This is a genomic window from Cohnella soli (assembly GCF_042655525.1).
GTDB classification, from domain to species: domain Bacteria; phylum Bacillota; class Bacilli; order Paenibacillales; family Paenibacillaceae; genus Cohnella; species Cohnella soli.
Window position 1 is genome coordinate 224,976 of record NZ_JBHSMI010000028.1, and the last position, 22,563, is coordinate 247,538.

A 22,563-nucleotide genomic window follows, 5' to 3' on the forward strand; every position below is an offset into this window, starting at 1 on the left:
GACACGCCCTAGACAGGGAGGTACGCGTCAAGTGCTTCGTTCCAAATGGGGGATCGCCTCCATCATCGTCGGTTACATTGCAGGATTAGTCGCTTCCAAGTTTTTATCGATTCCGGTCGCTCTCGTATTCCCGGTGCTTGGCACGATGCTCGGCTCGACGATTCGTCAAGCTGAGCTGAAAGTGGCCAGGCTCGCTGCCGAGCGAGAAGCGGCTAACGCTTCCGCCAACGCTGCGCGGATCGAACAGCAGCCGCAGCAGCAAATTCGCGGGCCGGGGAACACGCAGGCGAGCGCCTCTTCTCAGACGCCGGATACTTCGAACAGGGCGTCCGCGCCGAGCACTTCGAATCTCGGGCCAGAGTGGGAATCGGTCGTCGAGTATATCGGTACCATCGAAGATATGGTGCTGCTCGAAGGAGAGAAGGACAATCTCGACAACGAGATCGTTCAGAAGACGTTGTCGCTGCTCGTCCGACTGAATCGGGTTATTCCGCAACTCGTCGTGCTCGGCAACGGGGACATCAACCATAAGATCCAACGGCTTGTTCTGAAGGATCTGAACGGTACGATCACGCCGTTTATCCACCTGAGCGGCGAAGCGAAGCGACAGAACCGCAGAATTTTGCTTAATAGCATTAAAGACATCGACAACCAGATTACCACTTATACAAGCTTTATCGAGCAGAAAGATTTAATGGAGCTTAAGAGCAAGGCCGAACTGATTCACCAGCGCTACGGCGCAGGCAATTAACACGACGGGGAGGATTTATGCATGAGTACGCAAGCTATCGTATTAAAAGAAGCGGATACAGCCAAGGTGCAGCAGGAAGCGCAATCGACGATTCAAAGAATTTCGACTACGGACGCCACCCAACTTGACTCGTTAATGGACGAGATCGGACGGATGGGGCAGAAGACGATGGAGAAGGCAGGCGCCAACTTGACGCTCCTCGAGCGCCCGTTGAACGATCTGCTCACCGGCAAACGTTCCGAAATCGCCGGCAACATCATGAAGCTTCGCAACGAAGTCGACGACTTGAATCGCAGCAAAGATTTGTCTTTGATGCAGAAAATTTTGCGCAAGACGCCGTTGAAAAATTACATTGCGAAATACCAATCGGTACGCACGAACGTGCAAGCGATTATTTCGAGCTTACGCAACGGCAAGGACACGCTGGAAGAGAACATCGTCCACATGCGCAACTTGAAACAAATGTGTTTGCAGGAAATGTACAACGTTCAGCAGCGCATCGAACTCGGCAACCAACTGAAGACTTTGTTCGAGCAAGAGATCGCGAAGCCGGAAAACGAAGGTCGCAAAGCGCAGCTCGAGCGCGGCTTGCGCAAAGTCGTGACCCGCATTCAATCGTTCACCGAGATGATCATGCTATACCAGCAGGCAATCGCCGGCTCCGACATTATTAATGACAATAACGATAAGCTGATCGATTCCGTCGATGCGACGATCGACAAGACGCAGCATCTGATTACCGTCTCCGCAATGATCGCGACGGCGCTTGACGATCAGATGAAAGTGATCGATGCGGTTAACGCGACGAACGATATGCTCGGCAAGCAGTTCGCGGAGAACGCGCGCATGCTGAACGAGACGACGGAGAAGACGACCCAGGCGATGACGCGCTCGGCGATGAGCATGGAGCAGATCAACCAGGCGATGAACGATCTGACGCAAGCGATTACCCGTTGCGAAGATTCGAACCGCACGATTATCGCCTCGGCGACCGAGCAGACGACGCGTATGCAGGAGATCAACAAACAAATGGGCCAACGCCTCGGTCTTCAGCCTGGCGCGACTGCCGCTACGGCACAATTGCAGCAGCCTACGATCGCCAGCCTGCTCGATTAATCGACACGCCCTAAGCTCCCTCGGGAGCTTTTTTCACAATTGCCTTCCGGTACGAGCCGCCGCAATCGGTCGTCATATTCCTCCACTGCAACGGATAGACTACGGTATTCTTCCGTATTCAATCCGGCAGCGAAGGGGATGACCGTCTTGTTCATGGGCTGGGTGCTCGGAATTGCCATCGTCGTTCTGATCGTCGCGGCAAGCAACGAGAGAGCGGAGTCGATTATGGAGATCGCGAACAAACGGTAACTGTGAACTTATTCTATTCGATGCGGCATTTATCATTGCAAGTTCAAAAAGACGCTTCGGCTTTTTGAACAACCGCTCTTGGAGGAGAAACAGAAGATGAAACACGAAATATTGTACCAAGGTGCATTCTCTTTGCTTAAGCTTCAGTTGAATCAAGGGGAAACGATTAAGGCGGAATCCGGTGCGATGGTGTCGATGTCCCCGACAGTCGACGTCAAAGGATCGATGGACGGCGGCATTATGGGCGGACTTGGACGGATGCTCAGCGGGGAGACGTTTTTCTTCCAGGAACTATCGGCGAACAGGGGCGGCGGGGAAGTGCTGCTTGCACCGAAATCGATGGGCGACATTCAGGCGGTCGAACTGGACGGCTCGTACCGGCTGTTCGTTCAGAAGGATGGGTTCCTCGGCGGGACGAGCGGTATTCAAGTGAATACGAAAATGCAAAATTTAAGCCGCGGACTGCTGTCCGGCGAAGGCTTCTTCATCATCGAAATTAGCGGCAGAGGCACCGTGTTCCTCGCTTCCTACGGCTCGATCCACGCGATTAACCTTGCGCCGGGAGAAGAACGCATTATCGACAACGGTCACCTCGTCGCTTGGCCGGACTATGTGAATTACAATATCGAGAAGGCGTCTAAAGGCTGGTTTTCTAGCTTTACGAGCGGAGAGGGACTTGTCTGCCGTTTCCGCGGCGAAGGCATAGTCCTTATTCAGACGCGTAATCCTTCAGGCTTCGGCAGCTGGATCAAACGTTTTATTCCGACGCGATAATCTAAAACGTTTCCTTAAAGAACCATAAGTTTTTGAGAATTTTCTGTGAATTTCGGGCACGCCTGCGCTATTCTGCTATAATGTTGCCTAAGAGGCTTACAGAGAAGAGGTGCAGGCTGATGGACATGCAGCCTACCGTGGGCAGGGGAATGCCCGTCATATCCTATGAGCAGTTGTTCGAGCACTACAAAGACAAGGTCAACAGTTTCGCGTGGAAAATTTTAAGAAGCAAGATGGACAGCGAGGAAGCGGTGCAAGAGACGTTCCTGAAGCTGTACGTCAACTTCGAGCGCCTCGATCCGGCGGGCTCGGTATCTTCTTTGATTTTCACGACGGCCAAAAATATATGCATCGACATGCTGCGCAAACGCAAGACGAAGCTGTCTCTCAACCATCCGATGATGAAGCACGAAGGCTGGGAGGATCAAGCGGGAGACGGCATGCATCCCGAGGAAGCGCTGCTCGTCAAGGAAGCTTCCGATGATTTGCTTCTGGCTATCCGCAAGCTGCCCAAAGCTTACCGGCTCATGGTGTATCAACGTTATGTGCTCGATCTGTCGATGGAAGAGATCGTCGAGCTCAATAACGTCAAGATGAACACGGTGAAGTCCCGTCTGAAACGCGGCAGGGATATGCTGAAGAAAACGCTGGATCGAAGCTGACGAGAACAGGAAGCCGGGAAATCGCGGAGATCGCTCTGCCGTTTCCCGGCTTTTTTACGACACGAGAATGGAGAAGTGGATAGCAGTGAAAGCGAGATCCTGGCTCACTTCAGTATTGGCATTCCTATTCATCCTCACCGGCTGCGCGAATAACGATAGCCTTACAGTGGCGGCGACGGCTTCTTCGTCCGCTTCGCCGAAGGTAGCGCCGGTTGTGACGAACGCGTCGAAGCCGAATTTGATCGTCATTCAGTTGGAGGCGTTCCAATCGTTCCTCTTGAACCGTTCGGTCGGGGGGCAAGAGATAACGCCTGTCTTGAACGAGTTGATCAAGCAATCCGCCTACTTCCCGCGTTTCTACTTGCAGAACGGGGCGGGGAATACGTCGGATGCGGAGTTTATGGCCAATACGTCGTTGCATCCGCTCGACGGCGGTCACAGCATCGCTATGGACGCGGCGGACAAAGCATACCCGAGCTTGCCGAGATTGTTAAAGAAAAACGGCTACAACACGATGACGCTCCATACGAACAATGTGATGTTTTGGAACCGGAAGGAGTTGTACGAGGCGATTGGCTTCGATCGTTTTTACGACAAATCGTTCTTCGGCACGGATAATTCTATCGCTTTCGGTGCGAGTGACGATGTGTTGTACGGGAAAAGCGCGGAGCTGTTAGCCGCAACCAACCAACCGTTCTATGCGCAGCTTATCAGCATGTCCAGCCATTATAGCTACAAAATTCCGGACAAGTACCAATCGATTGACTTGCCGAAAGCGTACCAAGGCAACATGGTCGGGGATTATATTGAGGCGACTCATTATGCGGACGAAGCTCTAGGGCGTTTTTTCGCGGATTTGAAAAAGAAAAAGCTGTGGGACAACACGGTGATAGCGATCTACGGGGACCATACCGGGATGATGATGAGCTTCGTTAAAGAGAAAGAAGCCGCGGCGCTGAAAGAGCTGCTCGGCAGGGTGTACGATCAGATCGACGCGCTCGGCGTACCTTTTATCGTGCGAGGCCCCGGCGTGAAAGCCGGTCAGTACGATACGGAGGGCGGTCATCTGGACATTATGCCGACGTTGTCGGGGCTGCTTCACGTTCAACCCGAAGGAACGACGTTCGGATACGATTTGCTAAAAGGCGAGAAGCATCCGGTTGCCGTCAGAGCGGCGTTCGCGCCTGCGGGATCTTTTGTCTACGGAGATCGTTACTATGATTCAAAATCGAAGTCGGCGACGGACGTTAAGACGAGACAGCCAATTGCGGCGGATGGCAAAATGCTTGAACTGGCAGGGGAAGTAACGAGCCGGTTCAAGCAGTCCGATAGTTACATTCGGGCATTGCCGGCCAAAGAGAACACTTTCGGCACGAAGCTGACCGTGATGGAGAATACGAAAGTGTACGAGCGCATGGATAAGTCATCGAAGGAAGTCGGGAAGCTCGCTGCGGGAACTTCCGTTGATTTCTTCAAGAACGAAGGCAATTGGTACCAATACGCCGACGAGAAAGGCAACGAGCGCTGGATCAACTTGCCGCAGCCTGTGATCGAAGTATACAAGAGGGTGCGCAATCCGCAGAAGACAAAAGCCTATGTGGAACCCGACACCTCTTCCAAAGCGCTGATCGAAGTTGGAGCACAGGATCTATACGCTTTGAAAGAGTGGAAGGGCACCGGATGGGTGCAAGTGTCGACATGGACAGGCAAAGATTTGTGGATTAACGTGAACGGGTAAGCAATCACTTCGATTCGCCCGGCAAGTTACGGGATCGAAAGAATATCCCGAATATCCTCGTCGGTGAGCGTTGATAGCGATTCCGAACCTGGTTGGACGAGTTCGTCCACCAGGTTCTTTTTGCGCTGCTGAATCGTATACATTTTCTCCTCGACGGTGCCTTGGGCGAGCAAGCGGAGCACGTGCACGACTTTGCGCTGGCCCATGCGGTGGGCACGGTCGGCCGCTTGTTGTTCCACGGCGGGGTTCCACCACAGATCGTACAAGATGACCGTGTCTGCACCGGTCAAGTTCAGTCCCGTTCCTCCGGCTTTCAAGGAAACGAGGAACAAGTCGCGCTCGCCGTCGTTGAACCTCTCGCTCATCTCTACGCGTTCTTCGGAAGGCGTCTCGCCGTCCAAGTAGAAGAATGGAACGCCTTGCGCACCGAGTTCGCGTACGATCAACTTCAACATCTCGGTGAACTGCGAGAAGATTAGCGCGCGTTTGCCCGAGGCACGGCATTCATCGACAATTTCGAGGAGTTGCTCGAATTTCGCAGAACCCCCCTCGTAATCTTCGACGAACAATGCAGGGTGGCAGCAGAGCTGCCGCAACCGGGTAATGCCCGCCAATATTTTGATCCGGTTGCTTTGCAGGCCGAACAGCCGGTCCTCGTTCAGATGTTTTAACGTTTCTTTGCGGAGTTTGGCAAGGTAGGCCATGTACAGCTTCTTCTGTTCCGGGAACATCTCCGACGATTGCATCGATTCGATTTTCTCCGGCAATTCCGCGAGGACGTCCGCCTTCATCCTGCGGAGCAGGAACGGTCGGATGCGTCTTGAGATCGCTTCTCTCGGCATCTCTGCGAACGACTTACGATCCGGCAAAAGTTCAGGGAAGACGACGTCGTAGATCGACCAAATTTCTTCAGCGGCGTTCTCGACGGGCGTGCCTGTCAAAGCAAAACGATGCAGCGCCTGTACGCTCTTCACCGCGTGGGCCGTCTGCGTGTAGTAGTTCTTGAACGCTTGCGCTTCGTCCAGGAACAGCGTATGGAACGCCGTGCCGGCGTAATCGGCGATGTCTCGGCGAAGCAGAGGGTAGGACGTAATCAGTACGTCGGTCGCGGCGAGCCGCTTCAACGCACGGGTTCTCTCGGATTTCACGCCGTCGGCGATGACAACGCGGATGTTGGGCGCGAACCTTTTTAACTCATTACGCCAATTGTAGGTCAGCGACGCAGGGCAGACGACAAGCGCCGGCATCCCGCTTTGACGGATTTCCGGGAGAACGGACGCAAGATAGGCGATGCTTTGCAGCGTCTTGCCAAGACCCATATCGTCCGCAAGAATGCCTCCGAACCGGTAATGAGCGAGCGTTCTGAGCCATTGGTAGCCGAGCTTCTGATAATCCCGCAATACGGGGGCGACGCAGTCCGGCACCGGGAAGTCGAGGCTGTCCGGGTTTCTCATACGGGACAGCAGTTCACGGAATGATTTGCCGAGTTCCAACGAGCGGCCAGGACGTTCGGCGTCGACGAGATGAAGGCCGCGCACGACCGGCAGCCTCATGCCGCCTTCCGTCAAATCCGCTTCCCGCGCGCCGACGTCGTTCATGAAACGGATGATTTCTTCGTAGTCCCTGCTTTCGAGCGGGACGAATGCGCCTCCGGGCAGCTTGTAATATTTGAGCTTTTCGCTGAGTGCTTTCAGCACGTTGCGGATTTCATGTTGCGGGATACCTTCGAATTCGAATTTGCAATCCAGCCAATCCGTCTTCTCATCTGCATCGACTCTAATTCTTGGCGGCGAGTTCGGGACGTACAGCCGGGATTTGACCGCGGTCGTGGCGTAGACGTGCAGCAATGTTTCAAGCTGCGGAACGACTCTATACAAAAATTCGTATTCGGGTTCCTCCTCGTCCATGAAGAAGCCGCTTTCCGTCCGAATAAAGCCGGCGCCGTCCATCAGCTCCAGTATTCGGGTTTCCCGTTCGACATCCCGCACGAGAATGCGATCGGCTCCTCTGGAACGCTCGCCATCTTCGAGCGGGTTAACAACGATATCTCCGTAATGGAATTCCAGGCCCGCCAGCAGCCGATCCCTCACACGATCAAGGAAAAGCTTCGCTTTAAGCGGCGCCTGGAAAATGCGTTCGTTCACCGTCCGAGAAACGTCGACGCTGCCGAGCGATTGGAGCCCGGGCACGACTTGATGCAGGAAAGGTTCGGTCTGCGCGCGGGAAATAAGGATGCGTGAACGACCGGATGAGCGTTCCAGCAGCTTTTTAAGCTCGGACAGACGTCGGCATCGATCACCGTCCACTTTATGGAACGCGCCTTCCGACAGCACAAGCCCGTAAGCTTCCAACACCGTCAATCTGTCCAGCCCGTCAACTTCGAGATAATAACTATCATCGTTGTCTGTCGTCTTCTGCTCGCGATCAAATCGGAAACGAAGGGGGAGCGGCTCCCGAGTCGTCCGCACCCCCTCGTATATCGTTCGGTCATGTTCGAGCTTGACGTTCCTGGCTTTCTCCAGCAACGGTGCGATCTCCTTCCATGCCGAAGGCGGGACGAGCAACATCCGCTCTCCGCCTGCCGGAGCGGCGAAAGGCGAATAAGAACCGGACGTTTCACTGACCATGCTTTCCTGGCGGCGTACGTCGGCGAGCTTTCGGAGCACTGCGTCGTCGACTTCTTCGAAAGCGTGCTTGTCGGGCGCGTAGGCGAAATGCTTCGAGAAGGCGTATCCTTCGCCGCGGTCCAGCTTGTCGAGAAAATCCCGGATTTTGGCCGGGGCGTATGTTCGTTTCGCACCGACCTTTAATTCGATGCCCAACATGTACTTACGATAGCCGTAAGGAAAAGGGCTGACGATGAAGTCGACTAACAGAAGCTGGCGGTCGGTGAAAAATTTGTTCGTGCGGTTCGCTCGTTTAGGCTGATCTGCAAACAGGTCAAGTAGATCTTCGGAGATTGCGCCGTCCGAAGCGACGTTGGCGTCGCGGGAGCGAGGCGTCAGACCGATTCCGTCCCTATCGGGCATAAGATCATTAATATAGGAGTGGTTTGCCGTCGACTTTCTTGCGCTTGTCTCATCCAGAATCGCAATAAGAGCCGCAGCGACATGCTTGCAATGCTTATCGTAAGAGTCGAGCGCAGGGCAACTGCAATGGGCTTCGACTTCACCGCGTCCGACGAACCGAATGTGTACGACATACTCGATATTGTTGCCGAAAATAACGGCACGATAAGAGGAACCAGGCTGGTCGCCTGATTCCAGCTTCACATTGCCCGCGCGGTAATCTGCTTCTCCGCGCTCGATCGAATAAGAACCGCAAAGCTGTTTGATCGTTCGTTTCGTGAATTGCGCGTTCATCATTGGCCACGCTGATGCAAGCCGGACAGCGAGCGGAGTCGCTCCTTGCGTCCAGGGAGCTGGGAGAGGAATATGCGAAGATCGGGGAAGTCGTCCAAATTCAGCGCGTAGAACACCCACTGTCCGCGTTTTGTTTCCTGAACGAGCCCGGCGCTCTTCAATCGCCGCAGATGCTGGCTTGCGTTCGGTTGGCTTGTCCCGAGCAGCTCCACGATGTCTCCGACGCATAATTCCCGCTCTTGCAGCAGACCCAATATCGCCAGTCTTGTCCGGTCACCGAGCAGCTTCAGCAACTCGGCCATTTCCGCCAATTTATCGCTCATTTTCGTAACCTCATCTCTCCGCGCGCAATAATAGCGATTATTATATTCGTGTATACCGATATATTTATTTTATATCATAAAACGTTAATGCAAGCAAAAACGATTGTGGCGAAAATGTCAGCCACCTTCGAGCTAATGGGCGATATCCAACAGAAGCGAAGCGTCTGGCGGAACCATTCTGAGTCAACGGATCAGTAGACAGTCTCATTCCGGCGCGCTCCTCCTTGTTATCATAGCGGCAGAATTTTCCGTTATTTGAAAGTATGCTACCCTTCAAGGGAGAGTATGGCGGAAATTTTTTCCGTAATTATCGAGAGTTTGGCCCCCAAATGGCTGTTTCTGCAGGGAATAACGGAAAAAATGTGCGTTATCCCGGTCTACACAGGCGAGAGATCACCGAATAACGGAAAAAGTTTCCGCTGATCGGTGGGGATCCCTATTCATCCAAATGTACAGGGTTCGTTCATTGTGCGTCGCAGTTTAAAAGTCACCTAAAAAAGCGCTTGCAATTTGTTTGTTAGCTGTTTTATAATGAATCCGAAACGTTTTGGAAAGGTGTTTAACGCATGGCGACTATTAAAGATATCGCAAAGAAAGCGGGCGTATCCGTCACGACGGTATCCCGGGCGCTGAACGGTTACGACGACGTCAGCGAGGATACGCGAAAGAAGATCAAGAAGGTGGCAGAGGAGCTGAGTTACAGCCCGAACGCCGTCGCCAGAAGCCTAGTTTCCAAAAAGACGAGAACGATCGGCCTTATTATTTCGGATATTAACCGCGCGGGGGCGAAAGATGCTTTCGCATACGAGATTTTGTGCGGCATCAACGACAGGGCGGGCGAGCTGAACTATGATTTGCTGTTATTCAGTACGAACCCGTCCAAGCAAATGGAGAAATCGTATGTTTCCTTGTGCCGGGAAAGAAATGTAGAAGGCGCGATTCTGTCGGGTTTGCGGCTGGACGATCCGTATTTGCACGAAGTTATTGAGCAGAGTGCGTTTCCGTGCGTACTGGTGGACATCCCGAAAACGGGAGATAACGTGGCCCACATTACGTCGGACGGACGGCTCGGCGCCGCGATGGCGGTTCGGCATCTGCTGGATTACGGTCATCGCAGCATCGCCATGATCAACGGTCACGATCAGGCGTTTGTCAGCAAAGATCGTCTTGAAGGCTACCGCGACGCGCTTCGCCAATACGATGTGCCGATCGACGATGGCCTCGTGTACGACGGGCAGTTCTCGGAAGACGGAGGCGCGGAGGCGATGTATCAGATTTTGCTTCGCCATCCCGACGTTACGGCCGTATTTTGCGCAAGCGATCTGATGGCACTCGGGGCTATGCGGGCGTTGGAGAAGCTCGGGCGCAAAGCGCCGGAAGATATTTCGATCGTCGGGTTCGATGATATTACGATTGCGTCTTATTGTTCGCCGAAGCTGACGACGGTTCGTCAAGATAAGTACGAACTTGGTTACCAGGCGGCGCAATTGCTGATCGACATGCTGGATGAGAGGACGGACAATCGCAAAATTTTACTGAGCAACCAGTTGGTCGTCCGGGAGAGCACGCGGCGCGTATAGAAGCGCGGGCGTTCTTTTCACCCTCAATCCGAAACGTTTCGGAAGAACTAAAAATTTTCTATTTTTCCGAAACGTTTCGGAAGGCGAATGATTTGTTTTAGGACAAACTAGAAAAAACAGGATGGAGAACGAAATGAACTACAGAGTAATCAAAAACAATGATTTGTTTCTGATGACGGACCATCACGGCGATATCATCGAAGGCAACCCTCAAGGCGGCCTATATACGAAAGACACGCGTTTTCTAAGCAAGCTGGAGCTGAAGCTGAACGGGAAACGCCCGCTGCTGCTCTCCTCTGCCGCCGATGAGAATTATGTCGCCCGCATTCGCCTGACGAACGAACATGAGGAAACAAACGGCGTCGTGAAACTGTGGAGAGAGTCGGTCGAACTAATCCGCGAGAGGTTCATCTACGGCGAAGTATTGTACGAAACGATATCGGCGACCAACTTTTCTACCAAAGCGCTGGCGTTCGATATTGAAGTATCGTTCGACGCTGACTTCAGTGATATGTTCCTTGTGCGCGGGTTTCAGCCGGCCGATGAGCTGGGCAGGATCGAGAGCAGGCATTGCGACAAGGATGGCTGGCACGCGGAGTACGCCGGAGCTGACGGCGTCCGCAGATCGACCCGCATCGTGTGGGATGCCGAACCGGATGAAGCGACGCCGGAAGGCGCCGTCCGCTATGCCGTTCGACTGGAGCCGAAGCAGCAGCGCCAGATAACGTTTACGGTAATCCCGTCCGTCAACGGCGAGGCGCCTGTGATCACTCCGAAGGACGAGGCGCTTGCGGAACTGAAAAAGCAATACGAAGAGTGGGTAGAACGCTGCGCGAAGGTGGAGACAGACTCCGCTGTACTCGGCGGCTTGTACAATCGGGGCGTGCAAGATTTGCGCGTGCTGCTGACCGATTTCGGTCAAGGCTTGATCCCTGTCGCAGGATTGCCGTGGTACGCGGTTGCTTTCGGCAGAGACAGCCTGATCGCCGCGCTTCAGATGCTTCCGATCTTCCCGGAAGTTGCTAAAGGCACGCTCGGAATTATGGCCGCCAACCAGGGGACGGAACTGAATCCGTGGAAGGACGAGCAACCCGGCAAAATATTGCACGAACTGCGTAATGGTGAGCTGGCAAGATCCGGGCAAGTGCCGTTCGCACCGTATTACGGCAGCATCGATTCGACGCCGCTGTTCGTGTTGCTGGCCGCGGAGTATTCACACTGGACCGGTGACACCGCAACGGTGGAAGAATTGCTTCCGAATCTGGAGCGGGCGCTGGCATGGATCGATCAATACGGCGATCGCGACGGCGACGGCTGGGTAGAGTATTACCAGGAATCGTCCAAGGGCATTGCTAACCAAGGGTGGAAAGACTCTGCAGACTCGGTTGTGCACGCCGACGGGGCGTTCGCCGAAGCGCCGATCGCCCTCATCGAAGTTCAAGGTTATGTGTATCAAGCGAAAAGCAGATTGGCACCGGTTCTTGCGAAGCTTGGACAGACGGAGTGGGCCGCGCGGCTCGTCGAAGAAGCAGAACGCTTGAAGGCGAAGCTGGACAACGACTTCTGGATGGCTGATGAGCGATTTTATGCGATTGCGCTGGACGGCGACAAAAAGCAAGTGCAGTCCGTTACGTCGAATCCAGGCCATCTGCTGATGAGCGGCATTCTCGCTCCCGAGCGGGCTGAGGAAGTGGCAAGTCGTCTTGTTGCACCGGACATGTTCAGCGGTTACGGCATTCGGACGATGTCCACCGAATCGACTGGCTACAATCCGATGAGTTACCACGACGGTAGCATCTGGCCGCACGACAATTCGTTAACGCTTCTCGGCATGAGCCGAATGGGGCTGAAAGCGGAAGCCGCGACTGTCATTTCCGGATTGCTCCGGGCGGCCAGCCGTTTCGAGTACAATCGTCTGCCGGAGCTGTTCTGCGGGTATGACGAGTCGGTCGGTTACCCTGTATCTTATCCCGTTGCTTGCTCTCCGCAAGCGTGGGCGGCCGGAACTTCCGTCTCGATCGTGCAGGCGCTGCTGGGCTTACGGCCGGAAGCGCTGCAAGGAACAGTCGCGTTAGACCCGTTCCTGCCTGAAGGTATCGACAGCTTGACCGTGAGAGACATTCCTGTCGCGGCTGGGCGATTGTCCGTCTCGCTGAGTAGAAATACTCGCGGAGAAGGCAAGCTGCAAGTCGAAGTTTTGGAAAATACGAGCGGATGCCGCGTGATCGTAGTCGATCCGTCCGCTGATCTGATTCCGAATTAAGCGGCTCGATTTATCGACCGTTTGATTATATAACACAAATAAAAGGGAGGAAGATTTACAATGCAAAAAAGACTTTATACCATGTCGTCGATTATCCTTTCGCTCTCTCTCGTACTGTCCGCTTGCGGCAACTCGAACAAAGGAAACGAATCTTCAGCTTCACCTTCCGCTTCTCCGACCGCATCCGCTTCCGGCGAAGCTTCCCCTTCCAAACCGGTTGAGCCGGTTGAAGTTACGCTAGCGGGCTGGGGCGCTTCCCCCGAAGAGCAAGCTCTTCTGCAGCAAGTATTAGACGAGTTCCAGGCGAAAAACCCGGACGTTAAAGTCAAATACGAAGTCATTGCCGACCAGTATATGGACGTTATCAAGACTCGCCTGATCGGCAACGAAGCTCCGGACGTATTTTACCTGGACGCATTCGAAGCGCCGGGACTGATCGAGAAAGACGTTCTCGAGCCGCTTGACGGCTACGTTACGCCGGAGTTCGACGCAGGCGATTTCGAAACGCCAATGCTGAACGCGTTCAAAACCGCCGACGGCAAAACATATGGTTTCCCAAAAGACTATTCCACGCTCGCTTTGTTCTATAACAAAAAAATGTTCGCGGACGCGGGTATTACGGCGCCTCCTGCAACATGGGATGAACTGCAAGCCGTTTCCGAGAAACTGACGAAGAAAAACGGCAAAAAAGTAGAAGTATACGGTTTGGGTCAAGCGCCTGAGCTCGCTCGCCAAATGTTCATGATTAAAGCGTTCGGCGGCAAATTGGCCGACGACCAAGGCAAAGCTGCATTCGCTACGCCTGAAGGGGAAAAAGGACTTTCCCTCGTCATCGACCAGCATACGAAAGCGCAAACAGCGGGTCAACCATCCGACGTCGGCGCAGGCTGGGGCGGCGAAATGTTCGGCCAACAGAAGGCGGCAATGGTGCTCGAAGGCAACTGGGCGATCCCGTACATCCAATCGAACTTCCCTGACGTTGACTTCGGAACGGCGGAAGTGCCGACGGTTAACGGCCAGAAAGGTACGATGGCGTTCACGGTTGCATACGTCATGAACAAAAACTCCCAGAAGAAAGAAGCGGCTTGGAAGCTGCTGTCTTACCTGACGGGCAAAGAAGGCATGAAAACGTGGACGAGCAAAGGCTTCGCTTTGCCGACTCGTAAATCGGTTGCGGCTGAACTTGGCTTCGACAAAGATCCGATCCGCGGCGCGTTGGTAGCGGGCGGCTCTTATGCAACGCCATGGCAAGCGGGTTCCACGCTGCCAACGATCATGAACAACTTCAACAACCAATTCGTAGCGGCTTACTCCGGCCAGTCTTCGCTGACCGACGCAATGAATAAAGCGCAAGAGACCGCTAACAAAGAAATCGCTGCCGGGCAATAATAAATCGGAATCATAGAAGCGCCGGGATGGAACGCATGCGACGTTCCGGTCCGGCGCCTTCTAATCCGCTTCCGCGTCGGCGTGGAACGAGTGAAGCCGTTGATGCTCATGCTGGACGGCTATAGTCGTTCCGTGCCCCGACGCGAAATGTCGAGAGGAGAGACGCCAACGATGGCGAGAACAAACGCCAAACGAAAATGGAGGGAAGGCGCGTCGGGTTATGCTTTCATGTCCCCTGCCCTCCTCATTCTCGGATGTTTTCTGATGCTGCCGATCGCCTATGCCATTTATTTGTCTTTCCATAAAGTTAATTTGCTCGGCCACGTGAGCTACAAGTTTACCGGGACGTCGAACTTCGAGCGGATGATTGATGACCCGCGATTATGGATCGCCTTGAGGAATACGGCCAAATATGCTTTGATCGTCGTTCCGTCGCAGACGCTGCTCGCGCTTGCGCTGGCCGCGGTATTGAATATGAAGCTTCGTTTCCGGAACTTTTTCCGGGTCGCCTTCTATTTGCCGACCGTCACGTCATCGGCCGTGCTCGTGCTTATCTTCATGTGGATTTACAACAAAAACGGTCTGCTGAATTATTTTCTCGAGCTTGTCGGATTACCGACTTACAACTGGCTAGGGGACCCATCCGTTGCTTTGATCGGTATCATGATTATGAACATCTGGTCGACGGCTCCGCTGTTCATGGTCATTTATTTGGCAGCGTTGCAGGATATTCCGGACAGTCTGTACGAGGCGGCGGAAATCGACGGTGCGAACGGGTGGACGAAGTTCTGGCGCATTACCGTTCCCCAACTGAAGCCGGTAACCTTTTACGTTCTCGTCATGGGCATCATCGGCACGTTCCAACTGTTCGATCAATCTTACATTTTCTCCGCCGGATCAGGCGGGCCGAACAATGCTACGCTGACGGTCGTGCTGCTCATTTACCAATATGCGTTCAAAAACCTGGACATGGGCTACGCGTCTGCGTTGGCGTTCATGCTGGCGGTCGTCATCATGCTCATCACCGTCATCCAGCGGCTGATCTTTAAGGAAGAAAAACTGAACTAGGAGGAGATCGCAATGAATAAATCGTTAAAACGTTTCAGGGCGGTCTTCTACGTCCTGCTCGGAGTGTACGCGCTGATTACGTTTATTCCGTTTCTGTGGGCCGTTTCCGCTTCCTTAAAGTCGCTTCCCGAGATCGTAAAAGGCGGTATTAATTTTATCCCGCATCATATTACATTCGATAACTACAGGACGATCTTTAAGCAAGAGCCGTTATTCGTCCGCTGGTTCATGAACAGTGCGTTAATCGCAGTATCGGTTACCGTGTTTAACCTATTGTTCAACTCAATGGCCGGCTATGCCTTGGCAAGAATCCGGTTCGCGGGCAGCTCTCTGATGTTCTACAGCATATTGGCGATGATTATGATTCCGGGTCAGCTGACGATTATACCGAGCTATTTGATTATCAAATCGCTTGGCTGGCTGAACAGTTATCAGGCGATCATCGTCCCTATGGGCGCGCAGGCGACTTACATTTTCATGATGCGCCAGTTTTTCATCAGCTTCCCCAAGGAGCTTGAGGAAGCTGCGGAACTGGACGGGCTCGGCAAGTTCGGCTTATTTACCCGCGTCGTGCTGCCGCTCGCCAAGCCGGCGCTTGCCGCGCAGACGATCTTTATTTTCATGGGGGCATGGAACGAGTTCCTGAAGCCGCTTATGCTCATGTCGGATAAAGCGATGTTCACGTTGTCCGTTGGTCTGAACACGTTCAAAGGGCAGTACATCAGTTTCTGGAACTACATTATGGCCGCGTCCGTCATTATGACGATTCCGGCGCTTCTCATCTACATTGGCTTTAATCGCTTCTTCGTTAAAGGCATTACGTTTACGGGGAGCAAGTAACTGCTGTTGTTATAGAGTACAATCAAGGAGTCTGCCAATCGGCGGCTCTTTTTTTTGCTTGATGAAGCTATGTGTCATTATGTAAGATGGCCGAATAAGAACGATGAGTCAACAGAAGTAACGGGATGTAAATAGATGTAACTAGGATGTCCGGGACACACTTCATACAATGAAAGGAAAGGGAGGGGCAGGTCATGTTCGTTCCGTCCATCAAGCGAATGAGATTTACGATTTCTGCCAAGCTCATAGCAGCCTTGCTGGCCGTATTGGCGCCGCTTTCGATGCTGACCCTGCTGCTGAACCAGCAGGGGAGCAGAACGATTTATGAGGAAATATCTAAGTCCGTCCACAGCAGGGACGCGTTCTATATACAGTCGCTGGAGAATGCGCTTCAAGGCATTAGCCAGCTTATGTTTGAGTTTGTGATCGACAAAGAACTGATGGAGGTTGGCATTTCGGAGGAGCCGATCACAAGTTACGGGCGGATGAGCCAGGTGCTCGCCGTGCAGAATCGGCTGCACATGCTGAAAGCATCCAGCACGTATATTGCCGAGGCGAAGGTGTTCCTCCCTTTCAGCAACAGAACGATTGTCTCGAATGATTATTTGTCCGACATTCCTTCCGATGAGTATGAAAAATTGGCCGATAATGTGGATCCGAGCCGGGTGATGGCCATTGGGAAACGGTTGTTTATGAGCATGAGGTTCCCTGTGAGCGCGTCCGGAAGAAAACCTGTCTTCGTCGTTGTTGTCGAGCTGTCGGCGGACAAGCTGCGCGAAAGCTTAAAAAACATTGTCAGTCCGGACCAGGGAAATTCCATTTTGTTTAACATCGATGAGCAATGGGAGATTACAAGCGAACGAGACGGAGACGTCGCACGAACAATGAGGTCGTTCGCGGAGCAACAATTGCAGCAAGATGTGGCGGTCGGCATGACTTCTACTGAGATTGAACGCGTGCCTTACTTGATCTCCTATCGCAAATCGACTGTTCTGAACACCATTCTGCTCGTTTACGTCCCGCAGAACAACATTCTCGGCTCCCTGCACCGTTATGAACGGTGGATCTGGGCGCTGCTCGGTTTCTCGTTGTGTATCGTCTTCCTGCTGTCAATTTCCATTTATCGCATCATCCATCATCCGCTGCGCCGGCTTGTAGCCGCTTTCCGCAAAGTGGAGGACGGTAAGCTTCTTCCGATCGAAGTCAGCACGAGGCGGGATGAATTTCAATATTTATACCGCAGATTTAACAGCATGGTCTCGAGGCTGGAAGTGCTGATCAGCGAAGTGTATGAAAAAGAGATTCTTAGCCAACGCTCGGAGCTTAAGCGACTGCAATCGCAAATCCATCCGCATTTTATGTACAACTGCCTGTTTAGTCTGAACCGCTTGATTCAAGAGGGCGAGAATGACCGCGCCTATCGGTTTACGCTATATTTAGGGGATTATTTCCGCTTTATTACGCGCAATGCGGAAGATCGGATTCCGCTTCGGGATGAAATGAAGCATGCCCAAGTGTTCGTGGATATGCAATCGATTATGTATGGGGATTGGATTGACGTCGAGTTCGAACCGCTTGCCGACACGTACGGAGAGCTGCTTGTGCCCCGCCTGATTGTGCAGCCAATATTGGAGAACGCCTACAAATATGCTCTTGGGTCACCTGATTTGAAAGGGGAACTGTGGGTGCACACCTCTGAGTCCGACGGTTATTTGTCCATCTGGATCGAGGATAACGGAAAGACGTTATCGGATGCCACATTGGCGGAGCTGGCAGCGACACTCTCGAAGAGCGGCAATTTTATGGAGGAAACGACCGGCGTCATTAACGTGCATCGTCGGATTGAGTTGATGTTCGGCAGCGGCAGCGGCTTATCGCTGACGAGGTCGCAGCTTGGCGGATTGTGCGTAGAAATTCGGCTGAAACTGGATAGCAGCGGAAAGGCGGAGACAGATGTATCGAATGCTGATCGTGGATGACCTGCCCATTATCGTGGAAGGGCTTGTGAAGATGTTCGGCAAGAAGAAGCCCGAGCTTGAACTGTTTCAGGCATTCTCGGCTTATCAGGCGCTTGAAGTGCTGAGCCGAACGAGGATCGACATCGTATTGTCCGACATCCGAATGCCGGGAATGGAAGGGACGGAGCTGTTGCATGAAATCAAGCGTCGCTGGCCGCTATGCAAAGTGATTTTCCTGACCAGCTTCGATGATTTTCATTATGTCAAAAATGCCATTTCCGGCGGCGGCTTCGATTATTTGCTGAAGACGGAGAGCGACGAGGGTATCGTGCGATCGATCGACAAAGCGATTGCGGAGCTGGACGCGCAAGCGGAGGCGAACCGGAAGCTGCTGGAGGCGAATTTTCAGAGCAGGCAGGCGACATTGCTTATGCAGCAGCAGTACATCAATGAACTGCTCAAAGGAAGAGCGCCGCTGTCAGAGTCCTCCATACGGGCTAAGCTTCGCGAGACGGGGATGGGCTTGTCTATGGAGCTGCCGGTATATGTACTGCTCGGACGCATCGATTCCTGGGGCGGCAAAGGAACGCGCGAAGGCCGCAAGCTGATGTTATATGCGGTACAGAACATCGCGGCGGAGAAGCTGCAATCGACGGTCAGGTTGTCATCAGCGGAAATGGACGATTCGAATGTGGTCTGGCTGCTGCAGCCGATGAACGGTTCAGGCGCGGAGAGCGGCGAAGGCGAGCAGGATGACGCAGGGAAAACCTGGTTCGAGTGGGTATACGGAGAATTGGATACGATTCAAGCTAACTGTCGCGAGACGATCGGCCTTGAAGTGTCCTTCGCGATCAGTCCTTCCGCTGTACGCTGGGAATCGCTTCCGGAAGCCTATGACGCATTGCTGTCTCTCATGTGGGGAGATCAGGGAACGGGAAGCGAAGTGAGGCTGAAAGGACAGAGCGGGCACAGCGCCCCGCGTTCGTCGTTTGAAGCGGCCAAGATGAAGCTGGCCAACCGCAAAACGAAAAAGATCAGTCTGCTCGGTCACTACCTGGAAAACGGCGGTAAAGCGGATTTCAACAGCCTGTTAGACGAGATTATTGACCATGCGGCGGAGGAAAACCGTTCCGGCTTCGTCAAGCTGGAGGTGTATCATGGGCTTGCTTCCGTGTTTCTTTCTTATCTTAATCAATACCCGTTGGATGGGAAGCTGGCCGCGCAGATCGGCCTGGATCGCCTGTCGCATGCCGACGTGAATTTGTCGTGGGAGGAGCTTCGCGCCTATTTCCGGAAGCTCGCGGAGCTGTTGTTCGATAATCGCGACCAGCCTGCCGTGGAGGACGAGCATATCGTGGTGCATCGCGTTAACGAGTACATCAACAGCCATCTGGCGGAGGATGTTTCGCTAGCCAAACTTGCAGGCATCGTTCACCTCAATCCCTCCTACTTGTCGAGATTGTACAAAAGAACGGCAGGGATCGGCTTGTCTGAGTATATCAATATGGCGCGGACGGAGAAAGCGAAGGAACTGCTGAAGCATTCCGCTTATAAAATTTACGAAATTTCCGCGATGGTCGGTTATGACTCGCGCTTGTCGTTTATCCGTTTCTTTAAGGCGAGCATGGGCATGACCCCGCAGGAATATCGGGATTCGTAGCCGCTGCGCCGTGAGCCAAGAAGTAGTCAAGGAATGTAACGGGATGTCAACAGGTGAATCTAGTTGCGGATAGGCGCGGGTTTATATACTTGTGGCAGAGGGGAGGAAAGTGCTTCGACAGCAATTCCAACCGATCAAGAAATCACTACGCAACCAGGGGGAGTATCAATGAAACGTAATGCTAAAGTCGGACTAGCCGCGCTGTTATCCGCCATGCTGCTTACCGTGACCGCTTGCAGCAGCAATAACAATGAGGCTGCCAATTCTCCGAAAGCTTCAGCGCCTTCTGCAAGTGCCACTGCGAGCGAAGCCCAGAGCCCGGAAGCGATCGACCCGCTCGGCAAGTACGATCCGCCAATTGAACTGACGACGATCCGCAGCATCGATGCACAGCAAGCTTTCGAACCGGGAGAGGACATCAACAAAAATACGATTTACGATTATTATGAGCAGAAGCTTGGCATCAAGCTGAAAAATAATTGGGTCGTCAACACGGTGAACGACTACGACTCGAAGCTGAAAATCGCAATTGCTTCGAACGACCTGCCGGATTTCTACAAAGTCGGCATCAACGATATTAAGCAGTTGGTCGACAATGACATGATTATGGATTTGACGGAACTATGGGATAAATACGCGTCGGCGGACACGAAAAGCGAGTTTACGAAAGATGGCGGACGCCAGTTGAAAGCCGCAACCTTCGATGGCAAGCTGATGGCGATTCCTGTGACGAACAGCCCGTACAACGCGATGAATTATGTCTGGGTTCGCAAAGATTGGCTGAAAGAAATGAACCTGCCGGAGCCCAAAACGATGGCGGATCTCTTCAAAATATCGGAAGCGTTTGCGAAACGGGACACGGGCGGCAAAGGTAAAGCGTACGGCTTGAGCTTGTCCAAGTCGCTGTCGCTGTCCGGATATTTCGCCGGTTATCACCTGTACCCGCAGCAATGGGTGAAAGACGCCTCCGGCAATTTGCAATACGGCAGTCTTGATCCGAACATGAAGCCGGCGCTGAAGCAATTGCAGGATATGTTCAAGGCGGGGCAGATCGACCCTGAATTCGGCGTTAAAGATACGAGTAAAGAGCTCGAATTGATTGCAAACAATCGCGTCGGATTGACATACGGCGCATTCTGGTACAGCGCCGCTTTCGATAGTGCGGTGAAGGACGGCAAGCTGGTTCAGGATTGGGAAGTATACCCGATCCCATCCGTTGACGGGCAACCGGCACTTAATCCGGCCAGCGCGTCGGTCGACAGATTCTACGTGGTCAACAAAAATGCGAAAAACCCGGAAGCGGCCATCAAGCTATTGAACCAATGGATCGATTACTCCCTGCATCCGAATAATGAGAACAACGTTCTCGTCTTCAGCAAAGCGCACAAAGATACCGGCAAGTTTTTCTGGGACATCAACCCGGTTGTTGTCAATTCGATGGATGCATTTGTCAAGGGCGGAGAGTTGATCCCGCAAGCGCTTAAAACGGGTGATGCATCGATTCTCGGCGTTGATGTAGACCGGATCGCCAGATACGAAGCAGCCAAGAAGTATATGGAAGGCGAGGTTACCTTCCCGAACTGGCTTCAGTATATGATCGTAAAAGAAGGCGGCACCTTCGCGATGATGTACGACGGCTACAAGAACAACGAGTTCCACTTTAACGAATTCTATGGTGCGCCTACGGCAACGATGGGCGACAAAATGAGCGTACTGAAGGCAAAAGAAGACGAAGTGATGACCAAAATTATTATGGGCGCTTCCGTGGACGAATACGACAATTTCATCGCCGAATGGAAAAAACTTGGCGGCGATCAAATTACAGCAGAAGTAAACGAGTGGTACAAGTCGCAACAATAAAATGGCTTCGGGGGAGAAGGGGATGTTTCATAACCTTCTCCCTTCCTTAAGGAGGGGAGCAGACTGTTACGCAAAGAGTGGAGACAAAACCGGCTGCTGCATTTGATGATCCTCCCCAGTTTGATCATCGTTCTCATCTACAGCTATGGACCGATGGCGGGTGCCGTCATTGCATTCAAGAAGTTTTTGCCTGCAAAAGGCATATTCCATTCGCCGTGGGTGGGATGGGATAATTTCCGCTATGTGATGCTGATGCCGGATACGCCGAGGATCATTGCAAATACGGTTGTCATCGGAGCGTTGAAAATATCGCTTGGCATCATTGTTCCTGTTGCTGCGGTTCTTTTGCTGAATGAGGTGCGGCTTACGTTATTCCGCAGAACGTTCCAGACGCTTGTTTATTTGCCGCATTTTTTGTCATGGGTCATCCTGAGCGGTATCCTGATAGATATTTTGTCCCCGTCATCGGGAGTCATCAATCAAGCGCTTGTTTGGCTAGGTGTCAAGCCCATTTATTTTCTCGGCGATAATCATTGGTTTCAGTTTACGATTGTAATGTCCGACATCTGGAAAGAATTCGGCTTCTGGACGATTGTTTATTTGGCAGCACTGACCGGTATTAATCCAACTTTATATGAAGCGGCGGAAGCGGATGGCGCAGGACGCTGGAGACAGATCTGGCATGTGTCGCTACCGGGTATGACGCCGATCATCGTGTTGATGGCCGTATTAAGTCTCGACAAGCTTCTCAACGCCGGGTTCGAACAAATCTTTAACCTGTACAGCCCGCAAGTGTATGAGACAGGCGATATTCTTGATACGTTCGTGTATCGTATCGGTTTACAGCAGTTCCAATACGGCGTAGCTACAGCCGTCGGTTTGTTCAAGTCCGTCGTTTCGTTCACGCTGATTTCGGTATCCTATTATCTGGCTTATCGGTTGGCCAACTATAGAATTTTTTAAGGAAGGT

17 protein-coding genes are annotated in these 22,563 nt (G+C 52.8%); 15 read left to right on the plus strand and 2 right to left on the minus strand.

Annotated elements, in window-relative coordinates:
• Positions 1-31: 31 nt before the first annotated feature.
• The 6 genes from ACFPOF_RS17305 (at position 32) to ACFPOF_RS17330 (ending at position 5,290) form a co-directional block, all read left to right on the plus strand.
• The gene (locus tag ACFPOF_RS17305; protein ID WP_378134848.1) at positions 32-751 is read left to right on the plus strand and encodes a hypothetical protein; all 720 of its coding nucleotides are present in this window, start codon (positions 32-34) and stop codon (positions 749-751) included.
• A gap of 21 nt (positions 752-772) precedes the next feature.
• Positions 773-1,867: a toxic anion resistance protein gene (locus ACFPOF_RS17310; protein WP_378134849.1), complete on the plus strand. Its 1,095-nt coding sequence runs from the start codon at positions 773-775 to the stop codon at positions 1,865-1,867.
• A 39-nt stretch (positions 1,868-1,906) separates the two neighbouring features.
• Complete coding sequence (locus ACFPOF_RS17315; protein WP_378134851.1) at positions 1,907-2,116, plus strand: hypothetical protein; 210 nt, start codon at positions 1,907-1,909, stop codon at positions 2,114-2,116.
• Between the two features lie 96 nt (positions 2,117-2,212).
• Positions 2,213-2,890, plus strand: coding sequence for a TIGR00266 family protein (locus ACFPOF_RS17320; protein WP_378134853.1), 678 nt, complete (start codon positions 2,213-2,215; stop codon positions 2,888-2,890).
• 119 nt (positions 2,891-3,009) lie between these two features.
• The gene (locus tag ACFPOF_RS17325) at positions 3,010-3,552 is read left to right on the plus strand and encodes an RNA polymerase sigma factor (protein WP_378134855.1); all 543 of its coding nucleotides are present in this window, start codon (positions 3,010-3,012) and stop codon (positions 3,550-3,552) included.
• Positions 3,553-3,637: 85 nt separating this feature from the next.
• Positions 3,638-5,290 (plus strand): sulfatase-like hydrolase/transferase, encoded by a 1,653-nt coding sequence (locus ACFPOF_RS17330; RefSeq protein ID WP_378134857.1) that lies wholly within the window; start codon positions 3,638-3,640, stop codon positions 5,288-5,290.
• 26 nt (positions 5,291-5,316) lie between these two features.
• On the opposite strand, the gene ACFPOF_RS17335 is transcribed toward ACFPOF_RS17330, so the two are convergent.
• Together ACFPOF_RS17335 and ACFPOF_RS17340 are read right to left on the minus strand one after the other, a co-directional pair.
• Positions 5,317-8,655, minus strand: coding sequence for a DEAD/DEAH box helicase (locus tag ACFPOF_RS17335; RefSeq protein WP_378134859.1), 3,339 nt, complete (start codon positions 8,653-8,655; stop codon positions 5,317-5,319).
• The gene (locus ACFPOF_RS17340) at positions 8,652-8,975 is read right to left on the minus strand and encodes an ArsR/SmtB family transcription factor (protein ID WP_378134861.1); all 324 of its coding nucleotides are present in this window, start codon (positions 8,973-8,975) and stop codon (positions 8,652-8,654) included. Before ACFPOF_RS17340 ends, ACFPOF_RS17335 begins: the two co-directional genes overlap by 4 nt.
• A gap of 566 nt (positions 8,976-9,541) precedes the next feature.
• On the opposite strand from ACFPOF_RS17340, the gene ACFPOF_RS17345 reads away from it, so the two are divergent.
• The 9 genes from ACFPOF_RS17345 (at position 9,542) to ACFPOF_RS17385 (ending at position 22,556) form a co-directional block, all read left to right on the plus strand.
• Positions 9,542-10,555, plus strand: a complete 1,014-nt coding sequence (locus ACFPOF_RS17345) for a LacI family DNA-binding transcriptional regulator (protein ID WP_378134863.1) — start codon at positions 9,542-9,544, stop codon at positions 10,553-10,555.
• Positions 10,556-10,688: 133 nt separating this feature from the next.
• Positions 10,689-12,818: an amylo-alpha-1,6-glucosidase gene (locus ACFPOF_RS17350; protein ID WP_378134865.1), complete on the plus strand. Its 2,130-nt coding sequence runs from the start codon at positions 10,689-10,691 to the stop codon at positions 12,816-12,818.
• A gap of 60 nt (positions 12,819-12,878) precedes the next feature.
• Entirely contained in the window at positions 12,879-14,207 is a 1,329-nt protein-coding gene (locus ACFPOF_RS17355; protein WP_378134867.1) for an ABC transporter substrate-binding protein, read from the plus strand.
• Positions 14,208-14,378: 171 nt separating this feature from the next.
• A complete protein-coding gene (locus ACFPOF_RS17360; protein ID WP_378134869.1) occupies positions 14,379-15,275 on the plus strand; it encodes a carbohydrate ABC transporter permease in 897 nt (298 codons plus the stop codon).
• 12 nt (positions 15,276-15,287) lie between these two features.
• Complete coding sequence (locus ACFPOF_RS17365) at positions 15,288-16,115, plus strand: carbohydrate ABC transporter permease (protein ID WP_378134871.1); 828 nt, start codon at positions 15,288-15,290, stop codon at positions 16,113-16,115.
• Positions 16,116-16,309: 194 nt separating this feature from the next.
• The gene (locus ACFPOF_RS17370; RefSeq protein ID WP_378134873.1) at positions 16,310-18,094 is read left to right on the plus strand and encodes a sensor histidine kinase; all 1,785 of its coding nucleotides are present in this window, start codon (positions 16,310-16,312) and stop codon (positions 18,092-18,094) included.
• The gene (locus ACFPOF_RS17375) at positions 18,069-19,733 is read left to right on the plus strand and encodes a response regulator (RefSeq protein ID WP_378134875.1); all 1,665 of its coding nucleotides are present in this window, start codon (positions 18,069-18,071) and stop codon (positions 19,731-19,733) included. The genes ACFPOF_RS17370 and ACFPOF_RS17375 overlap by 26 nt, the downstream gene beginning before the upstream one ends.
• A gap of 168 nt (positions 19,734-19,901) precedes the next feature.
• Positions 19,902-21,593: a type 2 periplasmic-binding domain-containing protein gene (locus ACFPOF_RS17380; RefSeq protein WP_378134877.1), complete on the plus strand. Its 1,692-nt coding sequence runs from the start codon at positions 19,902-19,904 to the stop codon at positions 21,591-21,593.
• Positions 21,594-21,698: 105 nt separating this feature from the next.
• Positions 21,699-22,556, plus strand: coding sequence for an ABC transporter permease (locus ACFPOF_RS17385; protein ID WP_378134879.1), 858 nt, complete (start codon positions 21,699-21,701; stop codon positions 22,554-22,556).
• The last annotated feature ends 7 nt before the right edge of the window (positions 22,557-22,563 follow it).